Annotated in this window: 14 protein-coding genes; 9 read left to right on the plus strand and 5 right to left on the minus strand. The window is 54.0% G+C overall.

Annotation, left to right across the window (positions count from 1 at the left end; translation table 11 throughout):
* Window positions 1–6: 6 nt before the first annotated feature.
* The 5 genes from ACSPJT_RS16300 to lepB all read right to left on the minus strand — a co-directional run bounded on the left by ACSPJT_RS16300 (window position 7) and on the right by lepB (window position 5502).
* Window positions 7–1293, minus strand: coding sequence for an efflux RND transporter periplasmic adaptor subunit (locus ACSPJT_RS16300; RefSeq protein WP_435893623.1), 1287 nt, complete (start codon window positions 1291–1293; stop codon window positions 7–9).
* 3 nt (window positions 1294–1296) lie between these two features.
* Window positions 1297–2724 carry an efflux transporter outer membrane subunit gene (locus ACSPJT_RS16305; RefSeq protein WP_435893624.1) on the minus strand — a complete coding sequence of 476 codons (1428 nt, stop codon included), beginning with the start codon at window positions 2722–2724 and terminating at the stop codon, window positions 1297–1299.
* Window positions 2725–2878: 154 nt separating this feature from the next.
* Complete coding sequence (locus ACSPJT_RS16310; RefSeq protein ID WP_435893625.1) at window positions 2879–3241, minus strand: hypothetical protein; 363 nt, start codon at window positions 3239–3241, stop codon at window positions 2879–2881.
* A gap of 102 nt (window positions 3242–3343) precedes the next feature.
* Complete coding sequence (locus ACSPJT_RS16315) at window positions 3344–4168, minus strand: phytoene/squalene synthase family protein (protein ID WP_435893626.1); 825 nt, start codon at window positions 4166–4168, stop codon at window positions 3344–3346.
* A 65-nt stretch (window positions 4169–4233) separates the two neighbouring features.
* The gene (gene lepB, locus ACSPJT_RS16320) at window positions 4234–5502 is read right to left on the minus strand and encodes a signal peptidase I (RefSeq protein WP_435893627.1); all 1269 of its coding nucleotides are present in this window, start codon (window positions 5500–5502) and stop codon (window positions 4234–4236) included.
* 288 nt (window positions 5503–5790) lie between these two features.
* On the opposite strand from lepB, the gene ACSPJT_RS16325 reads away from it, so the two are divergent.
* From ACSPJT_RS16325 to ACSPJT_RS16365, 9 genes are all read left to right on the plus strand, one after another.
* Window positions 5791–7947 carry a TonB-dependent receptor gene (locus tag ACSPJT_RS16325; RefSeq protein ID WP_435893628.1) on the plus strand — a complete coding sequence of 719 codons (2157 nt, stop codon included), beginning with the start codon at window positions 5791–5793 and terminating at the stop codon, window positions 7945–7947.
* A 231-nt stretch (window positions 7948–8178) separates the two neighbouring features.
* The gene (locus tag ACSPJT_RS16330; RefSeq protein ID WP_435893629.1) at window positions 8179–8964 is read left to right on the plus strand and encodes a DUF3450 family protein; all 786 of its coding nucleotides are present in this window, start codon (window positions 8179–8181) and stop codon (window positions 8962–8964) included.
* Between the two features lie 8 nt (window positions 8965–8972).
* Window positions 8973–10346: a MotA/TolQ/ExbB proton channel family protein gene (locus ACSPJT_RS16335; RefSeq protein WP_435893630.1), complete on the plus strand. Its 1374-nt coding sequence runs from the start codon at window positions 8973–8975 to the stop codon at window positions 10344–10346.
* On the plus strand, window positions 10346–10861 hold the full coding sequence (locus ACSPJT_RS16340) for a MotA/TolQ/ExbB proton channel family protein (protein ID WP_435893631.1): 516 nt from the start codon (window positions 10346–10348) through the stop codon (window positions 10859–10861). Before ACSPJT_RS16335 ends, ACSPJT_RS16340 begins: the two co-directional genes overlap by 1 nt.
* Window positions 10862–10874: 13 nt before the next feature.
* Complete coding sequence (locus ACSPJT_RS16345; protein ID WP_435893632.1) at window positions 10875–11282, plus strand: ExbD/TolR family protein; 408 nt, start codon at window positions 10875–10877, stop codon at window positions 11280–11282.
* Between the two features lie 104 nt (window positions 11283–11386).
* A complete protein-coding gene (locus tag ACSPJT_RS16350; RefSeq protein WP_435893633.1) occupies window positions 11387–12100 on the plus strand; it encodes an energy transducer TonB in 714 nt (237 codons plus the stop codon).
* Window positions 12097–13464 carry a tetratricopeptide repeat protein gene (locus ACSPJT_RS16355; protein ID WP_435893634.1) on the plus strand — a complete coding sequence of 456 codons (1368 nt, stop codon included), beginning with the start codon at window positions 12097–12099 and terminating at the stop codon, window positions 13462–13464. The genes ACSPJT_RS16350 and ACSPJT_RS16355 overlap by 4 nt, the downstream gene beginning before the upstream one ends.
* A 235-nt stretch (window positions 13465–13699) precedes the next feature.
* A complete protein-coding gene (locus ACSPJT_RS16360) occupies window positions 13700–14431 on the plus strand; it encodes an RNA polymerase sigma factor (protein WP_435893635.1) in 732 nt (243 codons plus the stop codon).
* Window positions 14432–14502: 71 nt separating this feature from the next.
* Complete coding sequence (locus ACSPJT_RS16365) at window positions 14503–16044, plus strand: protein kinase domain-containing protein (protein WP_435893636.1); 1542 nt, start codon at window positions 14503–14505, stop codon at window positions 16042–16044.
* Window positions 16045–16108: the final 64 nt, after the last annotated feature.

The raw sequence follows: 16108 nt of genomic DNA on the forward strand, positions 1-16108 counted from the left end.
TCTAGGCTAGCGCGGAGTATGACCTTTCCGGCCAACTTGGGAGGAGGCCTCAGCCGGGGTTTCGCTGGGCTCAGGGATGATTTCCACCGGAGAACCCTCGGGGGCGTAGGGGAGGTGAGTGATGGACAGCTGGTCTCCGGGCTGGAGATTGTCTTTGAAAATGATGTTGTCTTGGGTTGTCCACAGTGGCTCGATGTTGACGTGCACGATCTTGCCCTCGCGGACCACGATGATCTCGTTCAAGTCGCTGAAGTGATCGCGCGAAACGGCGTAAACGTCCTTCAGGGTGTCGGCAGGAATAGTAGCCCGGACCGGCTGGCCGAGGTAGAGGGCAGGGGAGCCGGATTTCAGGCCGAAGGGGTCTTTGATTCTGGCGATGACAAAAATCTGCCGTGAATCGACATCCAACTCGCCTTCAGTGCGGATGATGTTGGCCTTCCATGTGTGGCTGGAGGTGTGCGAGGCCACGATGGAGGTGAGGGTGATCTCCTGGGCTTCGGCAGAGTTTTCATCGATTGGTTTGTTAGGCGGGTGGTAGAACTCGAGATCGCGCGTGGTGATCGGGAGTCGGACCTCGGCGATGTCGGTGGTGAAGATTTCTCCCAGAGTGGTGTTAGATCCCACTTGCTGGCCGATGCCGACGCTGCGGGTGCGGACCCTGCCGTTGTAGGGAGCTCGCACTTTCGTTCGCACCAGATTGCGCTCCGCACGTTCCAAGGCGGCTTTGGCTGAAGTGACATTGGCTTCCGCTTCACGGAGTTGCGGCTTACGCAGCACCAGATCGCTCGGCTCTTCATCGAAACCGGCATCCTTCCAGTTCAGCAGTGCCTGCTTGGCGCGCGCCTGTTCTTGCGCATAGGCCGACTCCGCACGAGCCAGCTGCGCCTTGGCAGATTCCAGTTCCGTGAGGTAGTCCGCGGTTTCGATTTCCAACAGAACCTCGTCTTTCTGGAAAAAGGCACCATCTTCGAACTTGGGAGAGATTTTCACCACCCGGCCGCCGACTTGAGGAGTCAGCGCTGTGTTGTGATGCGCTCGGATATCTCCCTGGGCATAGACCTCCACGGTGAAGTCGACTTTTTCCAAGGGGAGCACTTTGGTTTTGATCGTGGGGGACTTGGAGGAGCGTCTGGGCTCACTGCGTTTTCTTTTTCCTCCTGATTTGGAGTCATCGGCATCGGCGGTTTCCTCACGGCTGAAAACATTGGTCTTACAACCCTTCAAGGAATTGAAGGCCAAGAATCCTGCGCCTAAAACTACAAGGGCAATGACTATATGGATGGTGCGGCGCATGTCTTACTTCTGGGATGGTGTCCGGGTGGCGAAGTCGCCGCCCAGCGCGAGATAGAGATTGATACGGTTCTGAATCCGCTGATTCTGCAAATCAATTAAAGAACTTCGCGCATTCGAGGCACGGCGTTGGGTTTCTAACAAGTCGAGGATGTCAACACCGTCGACACCTTCAGCATAGTCGCGCTCAGCCTGACGTTCGGCGAGAGCGGCCTGTTCGAGTTCCTTGCGGAGGAAAAATTCCTGCTGCTTGAGCCAGGTTTCAGATGCGAGGGCGGATTCCACTTCTCGGTAAGCACTGAGCACGGTGCCGGCGTAATCATGAATGGCGGCGTTGTTGCGTGCGACTGCCGCGCGTGCGTCCTCGCGATTTGCCCCGGCCTCAAACAATGATTGACTGATGGAGGTGGAAATGGAGGTGACAAGAAAACCGGGATCTAACAAGTTACTGTAATTCGAGGAGCTGGTGCCACTGCTTCCGGTTAACCGTAAGCTGGGCAGCAGGTCTTTTTTAGCTGCCTTGGCACGGTGGAATGAGGAATAGAGATCCAATCTGGCAGCCACAATATCCGGACGCCGAGCGATCAACTCGGAGGGAAGCCCGCTGGGCACGCCTTGGGGGATGGTAGGCAGTTCGGTGGGAGCTGCGATAGCTGCGGATGGGTAACGGCCGAGAAGTGTCTCCAAATTGCGCCGCGCGTCATCGCGGTTACGCAGGCGGACGCGTAGAATGCGCTCGGCACTGAAGACGTTGTTTCGTGAAAGCTGGAGTTCCAGAGAGCGGGCGGTTCCGGCTTTGTAATTCCGGATGATGATTTTTTCCACCTTCTGGTAGCTGTCCAAGGTTTCTCTTGCGAGCTTCACCTGATTCTCTGAGCTGATCAGATTATACCAAGTGCTGGCAGTGTTGGCAGCGAGTGAGAGTTTGGCACCCCGGAGATCCGCCACGGTGGCATCATAGTCAGCTCTCGCAGCAGTATGCAGGTGTCGCAGGCGTCCCCAGAGATCGAGTTCCCAGCTAGCACCAATGTTAATGTTTTTTCCACCCGAGTAGCTGGCGCTGCCACCCGCGGCATCGCTGTTCGCGCGGCTGCGACTTCCTCCCGCGGAGGCGCTGGCTGAGGGTAAACGATTGGCACGAGCACGAATGACTCCAGCTCTCGCGGCCTTGAGCCGATCCGCTGTAGCCAGGATGCTGGGATTGTTGGCCATGGCTTCGTTGACCAACTTGGGAAGGCGGGAGTCATTGAGATCTTTGATCCAGCCCCGACTGATTTTACCGGAAGTTCCTTCGCCAGACGCTTTCCATGCCGTGGGAACTTCGATCTGAGCCTGCGATGTCGGTTTATCAATCGGCACACAGGCAGCCGACATAACTGCGAGCGCAATGGCTGGCAGTAAGTGGCTTGTCTGGATGAGGGCGTGGCGAATCATTGATAGGTGTTGATCTGTGCTGGGCTGCAAGGGGTGACATCAATGATGCGCAGAGGCAAACAAAGCGAGCCTGCATCAAATTATTGTGAAAAAAAATCCTCCCCTGCTTGTCATGCTGCGGGGGAGGATGGAGTGAGAGTTCAGAGTGTTGGGTTTATGGAATGCGGAAGTGTTTCGATGTGCTTGGGATAGGCTGGCCAGTGGCAGGATCGACAGACGCGGTGGACGGATCTCCCACGATGTCGCCGCTGCGATATCCTGTGACGTCAATGACGTTGTACGGACGGTAAGGGCTGATGACCATGCCTTTTTTCCCGTCTGGTGTGGGACGGCCTACTGGAACACTGCTATCAACATCAACGGTAGGTGCGGGGACCTCGTCAGCCTGTGATTGGGACTCAGGTGGTGTCTGCTGCAGCATACCGGGCATGCGTGGACCAGTTCCTTCAGGGTAAGGGGCACAGGCGGCTATCGAGGCAGCCACTGCGGCTAGCAGTGTGATGTGATATGTTTTCATAGAATGTAATTGTGTTAGATCGTGTTGAGAATTGCTTCGATTCGCATTATACGACTCCGGAGCTTTCTGGCTATCAAGAAATGCTGGTATTAGTGCAGTCGTCTAACCACCGAGAAAGGTAGCCGCTAAAATGGCGATCTTTCTGGGTTTGGAAATGGAGTAACGTTGTTTAAAAACCTGAAATCCATCGGCCCGCATCTTCTTGAGAATGGTGTGATAGATCTTACGCATGGCTTCGGCCGCCCGAAGAGCCTTCGCGTCCTCTGGCTGGAGATGAGTGAGTGCCTGCTGGTAGTATTTTTCAGCTCGGTCCGCCTGCCAGGCCATCATTGCCATGAAACGCCCATCGTGGACCCGACCGATCAAGTCGCGCTCGCTGTACTGAAACCGAGTGAAGTCGTCGAGCGGCAGGTAGATGCGCCCTCCATTGCGAAGATCTTCATCGACGTCGCGGAGGATGTTCGTGATTTGCAGGGCGTGGCCAAGGGCGACTGCGTATTTCTCAGAGTCAGGATGGGTGCAGCCAAAGATGCGGGTGGAAATGATACCCACACAGCTGGCGACCCGATACGTGTAGTTTTCTAACTCACTCCAGCTGCCGAATCGCTGCGGTTGGAGATCAGATGCGCAGCCGTCGATCAGATCAAGGAATGGTTGCTTGGAAATCTCATGGCGGGAAATCAGTTCGGTGACCTCTGACTGGAGTTCATCGGGTTCGGAAAAACCTTGATCAATGCCTTCACGCCACTCCTGCAAGCCGCGTTTTCTTTTCTCGATAGGTATGTCGAGGTCGTCTGTGAGATCATCGATTACGCGACAAAAGGCGTAGAAGGTGACCATGTCTTTTTTGCGTTCCTTCGGTAGACACAGCAGCGTGATGGCGAGGTTTGATTTCGCCTTGCGAGTGATGTCTTGCGAGGATGCCATGGATTAAAATTTCGAATAGTGATTGTGTGGATCAATCGAGTTACACGTTCACCATCCCATATTCACTACTTGATGACACCCCAGTGACCATTGCCAAACGGCCAGAGGGTAAAGGAAGCCGGTCCGATGACGTTGAACTCCTTGACCGTGCCCCAGTGACGGGAGTCTGATGAGTTGAACGAATTGTCACCCAAGGCGATGTATTCATTCATTCCTGGACGCGTGGATTCAGATGCGGTGAAAATTTGGTTTCCAGAAAGTCGTTCCCTGGGTTCATAGCCGCGGTATCCGTCGTCCTGACTCATCACCTGCTTGAAGCCAGGCTCTTCGGCGAGTTCACCATTGATATAGAGATCGAGACCTTTGATCTGAAGCGAGTCGCCAGGCACAGCTGCGAGACGTTTAATGTAGTGTGAGCCAGCCACGGTTCCGGCTTTCCGTGCTTCGCTATGAATCCGCTGGATGTTGCGGGTGTCGAAAACGAAGACCTCGCCACGTGAAGGGCGGCGGAAATGGTAGGACATCTTGTCGACCAGAATCAGGTCGCCGCTATCGATGTATCCGTGAGCAATCGTTGTGTTAGGAGCCAGTGTGGGGGAAGTATAGAAGCCTGCTTCATTGCCTGGTGCGCCTTCAAATGGAAGACCCGATTGGCGTGCTTGGTTTAATTGTTCCTCGCTGAGTGCACCTGATGGAATCAAACCGCATGTCTTGGCAAAGCCAAAACCTTTGCCGTCCTGCCCTTGGCTGATGAGAGCCGCTTTAGGACCAGGGAAGCTCATTTTGCTTCCGTCCGAGAAATGGATGTAGGTGCGTGTGAAAAAGTGGAAGACGGTGGTTTCAACGATCGGATTATTCTGCCGAAGCGTTTTTGCGCTGTCTGTTACCAAGTTGACATAGGTCCGGCCATGGGTGGCTTTCTGTGCCATCCGGATGGGGAAGGATGGGCCGTCGTTGCCATCGGGAAGGGGGGTAGCTACGATGCCGTTGAGTGTGGGTTGCATCGATCCGGTAGGGATCCGGAATGGCTGCACCACGTAGGCACGAAGTCCGAGCGCAACCACGATCGCGACAAAAAACACCTCCAGGTTTTCCTCCACCCATCCTTGGGATTGATAGCGGGGGAGGGCATTTTCGCAGGTTGCCTGTAGCTGCTTGCTGGCCTCGGCGCATTGCTCCTTGTTGCCCGCTTTGACCGACTGACGCAGGTCGTCACGTCGGGAGTTGATTTCGGCGATCTGTTGGTCTTCTAACAAATCGCGTTTGTAATTGAGAAACTTCTTCGCCGCCTTGTCCAGGAGCTTAGCCTCTTTTTTCCACTTGGGTGCAAACATGTCGTATGGAAATAGCCGTCAGACACCCCCATCCAGCAAGGGAAAAATGCGCAGCCAGCGACAGTTTTACTCACCGTCGATGGTCACTGGTCGTTTCGCTCTGCGTGCCGTCGGTGGTAAAACCGCGATTTACCGCGCTCATATGCAAGCTCGAGTCGGGTTGTTAATGCTATTGAGATGCAGTCTCAAAAAACAATTGACCCCCATCGATGCGCAGTTATAACCCGACTTCGGTTTGCGGCACCCCCTGGCCACCATCCGAATTTACACTCAATCCATCCTCAACGAATGAACAAATCACACTATCCCAAAACGCTGAACGCGGCTGCGTGGTCCCTCGCGCTGTCAGCCTCGGCCCTTCACGCGCAAACGTCCGGCACCGCAGGTCCAGACGGTACGGAGGACGATCGCAAGCTCGATCCTCTCGTTGTCCAAGGTGAGTCTCCCGCATCGAATGTCTCCAATGAAGTGGACGCCTTTAAGACCCAGACTCCCATTCGTGACGTGCCACAGAGCCTGACGATTTTCACCAATGAGCAAATCAAGAAGCAGGCTATTTTTAGCCTAGGCGACATCGTTGATTACACTCCTGGCGTAAACACCTCCCAGGGCGAAGGCCACCGTGACTCGATCGTCTTCCGTGGCGTTCGTTCCACTGCTGACTTTTTCGCAGACGGCGTTCGTGACGACGTGCAGTACTACCGTCCGCTTTACAACATTGAGAAAGTGGAAATCCTGCGCGGTCCCAGTGCACTCTACTTCGGACGCGGTGGCACCGGCGGTGTTCTGAACCGCGTGATGAAAAAAGCCGAAATTGGCGAGCAATTCAACGAGTATGAGACAAGCATCGATACATTCGGCCAGTATACTCTGCAGTTTGACACCAACCAAAGCTTTGCCGACAACGCCGCATTCCGTCTGAACTTCCACTACGACGACCTCGCCAACCACCGCGACCACTACTACGGCGAAAGATTCGGCATCAACCCGACACTGACCTACAAAGTCAGCGATGCGACCACGCTCCGTTTTTCATACGAATACATGGATCATGAGCGCTTTATCGACCGTGGTATCCCGACCGGCGCAGACGGTCGCCCTGTTTCCTCCTTTGGCGATATCGTTTTCGGTGACTCCAAACTCAACTACAGCACACTGGAAGCTCATATCCTGCGTTTTGACGTTGAACACGAGTTCAGCGACGCTTGGAAAGCCACCGGCACGGTTTCCTACGGGGAATACGATAAGTTCTACCAGAACTTCTACGTGTCCGGTTACGACGAAGCGGCCACTCCGGACGAGGTGACACTTGACGGATACGCCGACCAGACAACGCGCCGGAACTTCGTTCTTTCCGGTAACTTGATCGGCGAATTTGAAACCGGCAACTTTGGTCACAAGCTTCTGCTCGGTGCCGAGTTCAACCACACCTCATCGGATCAGAATCGCTTCAATTCCTTCTGGGACACCACCATGGATGATAACGAAGTATTCTCGGTTAACAATTTCCGTCTTTCCGGCGGATCGGGCTTTAACTCTAACGGCATACTGGCCACTAACAACTTCAACACTGATTTGGCCGATGACACTCGCGTAGACATCGATGTGTATTCCTTCTACCTTCAGGATGAAATCGCACTCAACCGCTGCTGGGACCTCGTTCTTGGTGCACGTTTCGACAGCTTCGAAATCGATGTATTTAATGCGGACAACGGAGAGCGTCGCTCGCGCAGAGACCAGGAGGTTTCTCCCCGTCTCGGACTTGTTTACAAGCCGCTGGACAATCTGTCCTTCTACGGCAGCTACAGTGAGACCTTCGAGCCTCGCAGTGGTGAGCAGTATGCTAACATCAATGGAGACAACGACAGATTGGACCCGAATACCTTCACCAACTTGGAAGTGGGTGTGAAATGGGACATTCGCGACAATCTCAGCTTCACCCTCTCAGCGTTCGAAATCGAGCGTAGCTCACAGGAGGTTTCGGATCTGGATGCTTCCCAGTTCGTCACCGTGGACTCTGACATCACTGGATTCGAAGCTCAAATCCGTGGCCAAGTCACCGACCGTTGGTTCATTTCCGCAGGCTACAGCTATCTCGATGGCGAGCAGGTGGACCAGGATGGTGACACCGGCCTTCGCCCTCGCGAGTTGCCAAGACATACCTTCTCAGTCTGGAACAACTACCAGGTCACCGACAAGTTCGGTCTGGGACTTGGCGTGATCTACCAAGACGAAAGCTTCATCGACAACGGCAACAACGCCGAGCTGCCTAGCTACGTCCGTGTGGATGCCGCCGCTTACTACGACATCTCGGAAAACTTCCGCGTCCAGCTGAACGTGGAAAACGTCTTCGATACCGATTACTACCCGAATGCGCACAGCACGCACCAAGTCACCGTGGGAGCACCAATCCATGCCCGTTTGGGTTTCACAGGTCGCTTCTAATACCCGCGATGCAGAAGCGCAGTTAAAGGCGTCAGAGGTCTTCTGACATGATGCCTCTGCCCATCAATCCGACAACCCCACAGTGCGCTGTGGGGTTGTTTGCGTTCTAGGTTATAGAGGTCTGACAGTATCAACACGAAATTCGTGAATACTCTTGCTATTGAGACACATTCGCAATAAAAGCACCCGCAGGTGCCCTGAGCGGAACGCTTTCTTGCCCTACTTAGCTCCATGAAATCGATATTTACCATCCTCACACTGTTGTTTTCCCAGTCCCTGACAGTGTTTTCCCAACAGGGTTCAGCCTCGCCAGACCCCGTGAAATCGAGAGAAATGATCCGTCAGTGGGTGCAAACTGAGCGTCTGCTTTCCGAGGAAAAAAATGCCTGGAAGGTGGAAAAGCAGCGTATGCAAGACTTGCTCGACCTTTATCAGGAAGAGCTGAAGTTGCTCAATGAGGAGATTGAAAAAGCAGGCAGTTCTGCTGATTCGGTGGATGAGCGCAAAGGAAAACTGGAAGCCGAACTCCAGGAGTTTCGCGCCGCCCAGCGATTGCTTGCCGATACCATGGCCCGCCTCTTGCCGCGGATGAAGGTCTTGATCGATCGCTTTCCCGAGCCACTTCAGGATGAATTGGGAGCGGACATCGATTATCTTCGTTCTCCGGAAGCCTTGGCCAAGCCTCGTGATGTTTTAAAGTCGATGCTCGCGGTGCTCTCTGAAGCAGGCCGTTTCAATCGCACCATCACTCTGGCCGAGGAAACTCGAACCCTTGAAGGCGGTAAAAAAATGACCGTCAACGTGCTCTACCTAGGTCTTGCCAGAGCCTTTTTCGCCACTACTTCGGGTGACACCGCTGGAGTCGGAACCCCAAGCAAGGTCGGCTGGAGCTGGCAGGATCGTCCGGACTTTGCCGACGATGTTCGTCGCGCCATCGCTGTCTATCGCAAAGACAAACAACCTCAGCTCGTACCTCTCCCTGTAGGTGTGTCGTCTTCTAACGAAACAGCTAAATAACCATTTTCATGTTCTCTTTATTTAAATCCAGCCGCGCCTTGGTTGTCTTGATTGCAGCTTCCGGCTCTCTGTTTGCTCAGGATCTAACATCCATCGAGAAAGACCTGAAGAAGGCCCAACAGGAACTCACCGATCAGCGTGCGGCGATCGCGGCTGAGAAGCCTGCCTTGGCCAAGTCTTTTGATGCTGTTAGGTCTGAGCTAGTCGAGAAACGACGCAAGGCACGCATCGCCAGAATGACCGTTGCGGACCGCGATGCTCTCCTCAAGGAGTTGGAACATAAACATCATCTCTCGGGGCAGGACCATAGCTATGTCGATGGCCAACTGCGCGACTACGGTCTGAAGCTGGAAACATTTCTACTCCCCGGTGAAGAGGCTTCATATCAGGAAGCCCTCGATGGGCTGCATAGCCCGAATGGCACACCCGCAGAGAAGATGAAAAAACGCCTGGCTTCTTTGGAGGCTGGCATGGATCGCTTGGAGAAGCTCATAGGCGGTAGCACGGTGAAAGGAGAGGCTGTGGCACCAGATGGCACGGTCAAGGACGGCACCTTTGCTCTCGCCGGACCCGCAGCATGGTTCGCTGCGTCAGACGATTCACTGGCAGGCTCGATTGTGCGTGAAAAAGGCAGCCGCAGCCCCAAAGTCCACCCTGGTGAGCGGGGTGAAATCAAAACCATCATAGGCGGCGGCGAGTCCTCTGTGAGTGTTGATTTTACAGGCGGTAAAGCCCTCGCTCTGGCCAGCCTGGAGGAGGACAAGTTGGACATCTTCCGCAAAGGTGGATTCTGGATTTGGCCCATTCTCGGCATCGCTCTTTTCTCCGCCATTTCAGGCATTATCAAGTTCGTCCAGATCGTTCGCATCCGCACCCCGGAAAACGACTGGGTGAGCAAAATTCTCGCAGCTCTTCGCTCTGGCGACCAAGAAGGAGCCGACAACATCGCTGCCAAGGCCTACCACCCCGCATCGGAGGTTATCAGAAAATGCCTGGGCTACGCCAAAGCTGGCCCGGATGTGGTTGAGGAAGTATTATACGAACAGCTCATCGGCGTGCAGAGCAAGCTGCAAAGTTGGCTCCCCTTCATTGCCGTGACTGCAGCCACAGCACCGCTGTTAGGTTTGCTGGGTACCGTCGCCGGTATGATCCGAACCTTCAATGTCATCACGGTGTCCGGCACAGGCGATGCCAAACCTCTCGCAGGCGGTATTTCCGAAGCCTTGATCACCACACTCTTCGGTCTGGTGGTCGCTATCCCAGCACTCATCATCCATGCCCTTCTCTCACGCCGCTGCCAAGGCATCGCCACGACCACGGAGAAACTCGGACTCACCCTCGTCAACGGCCTGCGCAGCAAGTCCACGACTACTGACCAATAATGTATTCAGAACTCCAAAGTGTCCTTCGCCAAGGCGGCCCCATTCTATGGTGCCTGCTGATCCTTGGCGTGGGTCTTTACACCATGTTAGCTGCCACATGGTTTGGTTTGCTGAAGGTGAAAAAAGAACTGGCTCACAAAAAACTCGCCGAGGGCAAGAAACAGGGTAAACGCGATATCATCGGTCGTTTCACAGCCTTTGAGCTCGACCGTTTAGCTTGGGTAGAGCGTCGCCTGCCGTTCATCGGCGTTCTGGCTGGCGCAGCGCCATTGGCAGGATTGTTAGGAACGGTCTCCGGTATGTTGGTCACCTTCGCCGGTCTCGCGACCAGCAGCACGGCCCAGCCGATCGATAAAATTTCCGTAGGCATCTCCGAAGCCCTGATCACTACCCAAGCAGGTCTTCTCATCGCCATCCCCGCCGCTTTTCTCTTAGCCCTACTGAGAAAACAAACCCAGGCCACCCACGCCACTCTCCAGCAGAATCTCCACAGATCACTGATCACTGCACACTGATCACTTTCCCACCATGCGCCGCTTCAGAAATTTTTCAGATGATTCGTCATCTTCGGAGATCAACATCTCTCCGTTGATCGATGTGGTGTTCATCTTGTTAATCTTCTTCATCGTCACCACTGTCTTCGTGGAGGAGACCGGAGTCGATATTAACAAACCTCGCGCGGCTTCTGCCGAGGACTTGGAAAAGAACTCCATCCTCATCGCTGTGACCGCCAATGGTCAAGTCTACCAAGGCGGCCGCAGCATCGGTGTCTCGGGTGTCCGCAGTGTCGTGGCAGCCATGCTGGAAGCGGATGCGAATACACCGGTGATCATTCAAGGTGACACCGACTCCAATCACGGCTTGGTTGTGCAAGTCATCGACGCAGCCAAACTGGCAGGAGCCAAAACAGTCAACCTCGCAACGACCAATCAGTAAGCATCTGAGCCATTAAGATTTAGCAGTGACCATCCGTGGTTTGATAAAAGAATAATCATCCCAAGAAAAAATTCGCCCAATTCGCAAGATTAGCGGTCAAAAAAATGAAACTCAAATCCATCATCCTAGGCATAGCCACCACTGCGGTCCTTCTCGCGGTGCTGGTTGCTACCCGTATGATGGTGCTCACCAAGACCACGCCCGAGTTTGAAATTCGTGAGATTGAAACAGTCGCCTTACCTGAGCCTCCACCACCGCCATCCGAGGAAGTGGTTACAGACGATCCACCACCTCCGCCACCTCCCTCGCTAGCAGATCTAACTCACACGCTCGACGTCAGCCAGCCAGCTATGCCGGTTTCCAATGTCAAAGTGGATCCAACTCTCGCCGTCGACCCATTTTATACCGACCAGCCACCGGCTCCGTTACCCAAACCCGTGGTCAAGCGCCCGACGCCTAAACCCAAGGTCAGCAAGCCCACCGTAAAAAGCCCGCTGCGGCCACGTGTCAAACCGACTCCCCCCAAACCCAAATCCCAATACTCTCTCGGAGAACTGGATCGCAAACCGCGCCTGTTGCGCAACCCATCCGTGAGGTTTCCCAGCAGCATCCGCAATGCCAGCAGTGGTCGCGTCGTGGTGCGTGTCGCTATCCTGCCATCGGGTCGCAGCCAATTTCTATCCGTGATTTCCTCCACTCATCCTGCACTCGTTTCCGCTGCTAAAACCATTGCCAACGGTTCACGATTCACTCCACCCACCCGCCAGGGGAAACCGGTGAAAGCCGTGATGACTTGGCCGATCACTATTAAGAAATGAAGTCTCTGTTAGTATTTAGTATTCAGTTTGCAGTCATCAGTAGTTTGCTGTCGGCAGCCGAGCCGCTACCGCTTTCCAAAAGCTATTGGAAAGATGATGCCTTTCTGAAATCCTTCAACGGCTCATACCGGATCAATGCTCGGATCGAGCCAGCAGTGACCACGGAGGAACGCGGCCTGCTAGTCTCTATTCAGACAATGATGGCATCCGGAGATCGCAAGGGTGCGCTGGCGAAATTAAAGTCCAGCTCGCTGATCAAAACCTCCCCCGCAGTGGCATTCAATGCTGGGAACATTCAGTTCGAGCTTGGCGAAATGGAATCCGCTGCCGAGTACTATCAGCAGGCGCTGAAAGTCTTCCCCAGCTTCCGTCGTGCCCACCGTAATTTGGGATTTGTCTACGCCCGCAGCGAGGACTGGGATAAAGCCATGCCCTCCTTCGAAGAGGCCCTGAAACTCGGTGATCAGGACGGATCTACTTACGGCCAGTTGGCCTACGGACGCATGCAGAAGAATCAATACGCATCGGCGCTACAGGCTTATCGTCTCGCCCAAGTTACCCAGCCTGAAAGCATCGATTGGAAAGCCGGTATCGCCCAGTGCCTCCAGCATTTACAGCGCAACGAGGAGGCGCTCGCCCTTATCGAGGAGGTGATCACAGCACGTCCGGACGAGGTTTCCTACTACTTGCTTCAGTCGTCTATCCAACTATCGATGGATAAGGTGGACGACGCTATGGCCAATCTCGAACTCGTCCGCCGCATGGGTAAACTCGACGCGGACAATCATCTTCTGTTAGCCAATTTACACCTACGCTCTGGCAGCTCCAAACTCGCCCGGCCGGTCATGATGGCTGCCCTCGAGATGGAGGAAAAACCACCACTCACCTCCGCGCTCAATGTGCTCGAGTTTACCACCCAGACCCAGGATTGGAAACTGGCGAGGGAGTTTGCAGACGCCATGGTTAAAGCTTGGCCAGAGGTGAAGGATGTCAAACTCGCAAACAAACAGAAGCGTCTTTCCGCCTTGATCGACATTGATTCCGCCGAGAACCCGGAGCGCGGGGCTGCCACATTGGCTGAGCTGATCAAGAACGACCCGCTAGATGCCGCATCGCTGATCCTGTTAGCCAGATATCGGGTTACCGAGAAACGTAATCAAGAAGCCGAAATGTTGCTCCAGCAGGCGGCCCGCATCGAAGGAAGTGAATACGAGGCGCGTGTTGAACTAGCCAAACTCCACGTCAGCGGAAACCGTTACGAGGAAGCACTCAAGCAACTCGACCTCGCTCTGAAAATTCGTCCGAGCGAAGCCGTTACCAGCTATCGCAATGCCATCGAGAAACTCGCCGAGGCAGCACAATAGCAATTAGTCAGACGTCAGTGGGCAGGAGATTAAGGATAAAGTGGCCGCAAGGTCACACCCCAGACCCAGCGGTTTGAAAGAGACTAGCGCGGAGTGAAAGCCTGGGAATAAAGTGACACCCATACCTTAAAGTCCTGGCAGTTACGACAGAAGGCCTCACAGCGGGTCCCCGGCGACCGTCCCAAAATCTTTTTATCGTAACAATCATTCTGATATCTGGTAGTAGAGAGTGAACATGCCATCAGAAAAACCAGCGCCAACACTCTTCGCCACCACCCACTGGACATTGGTCGTAGATGCTGCACGGAGTTCGGAAACCGCCGCCGTTGATGCTTTGGGGGAACTGGTGCAAACCTACTGGCGGCCACTTTACCGCTACGCTCGAAGAAAAGGTAAATCCAAAGAGGACGCTGAGGACCTGGTTCAAGGCTTCATGCTTCACCTCATCGAGGCTAAGTCGCTCGAGAGCGCGGATCGCAGCAAGGGCCGTTTCCGAGCCTTTTTACTCGCTTGTTTCAACCACTGGATGAGCAACGAATGGCGACATGCCACCCGCCAAAAACGCGGCGGCGGGCAACACATCCTCTCGTTCGATTGGGAAAGTGCCGAATCCGGTATCAGCCTCGACCCTCCCGATGGCCGAAGCACCGAATTCCATTACGATCGGGAATGGGCACTTGCTCTACTGGAAAAAGTCCTCACTGAACTCGAAGCCACCTCCCGAGCCGAAGGAAGCATCGAGCAGTTTGAGCTCCTCAAACCCTGCCTTACTGCCGACTCCCGGAATATCTCGTATGTCGATATCGCTTCCCGTCTGAATGTCGGCGAAGGGGCATTGCGCGTAGCCGTGCACCGCCTCCGCAAACGCTATCGCAAGCTCCTAACAGACGAGATCTCACGGACACTCGTTTCGCACGATTCACTGGACGAGGAGATGCATGCTCTGTTCTCTGCACTATCACAGTAGATCGTTAACAACAAATAATAGCAGCTTTCGTGTAACAATCTCCCACCGTTGTCCTAGAGCAGATTAAGACTATGATAGATTCACAATCCATTTGCCCCGACTGCGGTATCGAACTGCCCTCAGACTCGCCACAGCATCTTTGCCCGTCCTGTCTGCTCAAACAGGCATTCGTTTCACATACAGTTGAATCAAAGTATTCGCCGATCAGTCCGCCACCATCGCCTGAGGAAATTGCCGATAAATTTCCCCAGTTCGAGATCACCGAATGCCTTGGCCGTGGTGGCATGGGTGTCGTTTATAAAGCTCGTCAGAAATCGCTCAACCGCTGGGTTGCGATCAAGGTGCTCGCTCCAGAACGGGTGGATGATGAGAAATTCGCCGAGCGTTTCGCCCGCGAAGCACAGACCCTTGCGCAACTGAATCACTCTAACATTGTCACCGTTCACGACTACGGCGAAACCGATGGCCTCTACTACATCGTGATGGAGTTCGTTGATGGAGTGAATGTCCGCGATCTGCTGAGAGATGGGAAAATAGAACCCACTCAGGCTCTATCAATCGTGCCGCCAATCTGCGAAGCACTTCAATACGCCCATGACAAGGGCATCGTCCACCGCGACATCAAACCGGAGAACTTACTCATCGATCGCGATGGTCGTGTGAAGATCGCCGACTTCGGCATCGCCTCCATCATCGGCACCTGTTCGGAGGTTTCCGGCACGCCGCCCTATATGGCTCCCGAACAGGGAACTCACGCTAAGGTCGATCATCGCGCAGACATCTACGCGCTCGGTGTCGTTCTCTACGAGATGCTCACTGGCGAACGCCCCAATCGTGACTTCACCACGCCATTTCAAAAGTGTGGAACTGATGTGCGGATTGATGAAATGGTCAACCGTGCTCTCGAAAGGGAACCGGACCGTCGCTATCAGTCCGCTACGGAATTCCGCACTGTCGTAGAAACCATAGCAGCCCCAGCAATAAGTCCACCACCGAACGTTTCCCAGCCAAAGCGTGGCATGTTCCGGCGTTTCTGGTGGATGTTTCTAGTCATGATTCCTGTTGGTGTCTTGTTCGGTATCGGAGCAGGGTCAATCTACGCTTATGTGACACCCAAGAAGTATGAGTCGAATACCATTATCGAGATCAAGAGACCACCAGGGGACTTCACCTCCTCCGTAAGTCTCAGTACTTCAATTGCAGCATTGTCAGCGCGCGAGACATTATCTGACGTCAGCAGTTCCCTCGATCTTGAGCAACGCTGGAAGCTCAATGAAGATCAGGTAATCAATCGGCTCGAATCGATGATCGTTGCTTCACAAAGGCGTGGAACTGATCTTATCGAACTCAAAGTGCGTGGTAGCAATCGTGTCGATAATATGGAGATAGCCAATCGCATTCCAATGATAATGCAGGCCCGGATGTCAGAGCTGCCTGATGGGAAAATGGAATTCGTCGTGCACGAAGAAGCGACGATTCCAGAAAATCCGTTCTCTCCGAATATCCCACTCATCCTGACCACCGCAGCCGTGTTAGGCTTCACCCTTTCTCCGCTCGCTGCTTTAGTGACCATTCCATTGCAAAACCGAATTTTTCCAGATCGTAAAAAATAACTCACCAATCATGAAAAATATGAGGGGTTAATCTGATGTTTTCTGCGGTTTGCACATGATGTAG

This window comes from Oceaniferula spumae (genome assembly GCF_042849255.1).
Taxonomy (GTDB): Bacteria; Verrucomicrobiota; Verrucomicrobiia; order Verrucomicrobiales; family Akkermansiaceae; genus Oceaniferula; species Oceaniferula spumae.

Bases quoted from the DNA above. Each gene is read 5' to 3' on its own strand.
- ACSPJT_RS16300 (WP_435893623.1), bottom strand. From the start codon at position 1,293: ATGCGCCGCACCATCCATATAGTCATTGCCCTTGTAGTTTTAGGCGCA.
- ACSPJT_RS16305 (WP_435893624.1), bottom strand. From the start codon at position 2,724: ATGATTCGCCACGCCCTCATCCAGACAAGCCACTTACTGCCAGCCATT.
- ACSPJT_RS16310 (WP_435893625.1), bottom strand. From the start codon at position 3,241: ATGAAAACATATCACATCACACTGCTAGCCGCAGTGGCTGCCTCGATA.
- ACSPJT_RS16315 (WP_435893626.1), bottom strand. From the start codon at position 4,168: ATGGCATCCTCGCAAGACATCACTCGCAAGGCGAAATCAAACCTCGCC.
- lepB (WP_435893627.1), bottom strand. From the start codon at position 5,502: ATGTTTGCACCCAAGTGGAAAAAAGAGGCTAAGCTCCTGGACAAGGCG.
- ACSPJT_RS16325 (WP_435893628.1), top strand. From the start codon at position 5,791: ATGAACAAATCACACTATCCCAAAACGCTGAACGCGGCTGCGTGGTCC.
- ACSPJT_RS16330 (WP_435893629.1), top strand. From the start codon at position 8,179: ATGAAATCGATATTTACCATCCTCACACTGTTGTTTTCCCAGTCCCTG.
- ACSPJT_RS16335 (WP_435893630.1), top strand. From the start codon at position 8,973: ATGTTCTCTTTATTTAAATCCAGCCGCGCCTTGGTTGTCTTGATTGCA.
- ACSPJT_RS16340 (WP_435893631.1), top strand. From the start codon at position 10,346: ATGTATTCAGAACTCCAAAGTGTCCTTCGCCAAGGCGGCCCCATTCTA.
- ACSPJT_RS16345 (WP_435893632.1), top strand. From the start codon at position 10,875: ATGCGCCGCTTCAGAAATTTTTCAGATGATTCGTCATCTTCGGAGATC.
- ACSPJT_RS16350 (WP_435893633.1), top strand. From the start codon at position 11,387: ATGAAACTCAAATCCATCATCCTAGGCATAGCCACCACTGCGGTCCTT.
- ACSPJT_RS16355 (WP_435893634.1), top strand. From the start codon at position 12,097: ATGAAGTCTCTGTTAGTATTTAGTATTCAGTTTGCAGTCATCAGTAGT.
- ACSPJT_RS16360 (WP_435893635.1), top strand. From the start codon at position 13,700: ATGCCATCAGAAAAACCAGCGCCAACACTCTTCGCCACCACCCACTGG.
- ACSPJT_RS16365 (WP_435893636.1), top strand. From the start codon at position 14,503: ATGATAGATTCACAATCCATTTGCCCCGACTGCGGTATCGAACTGCCC.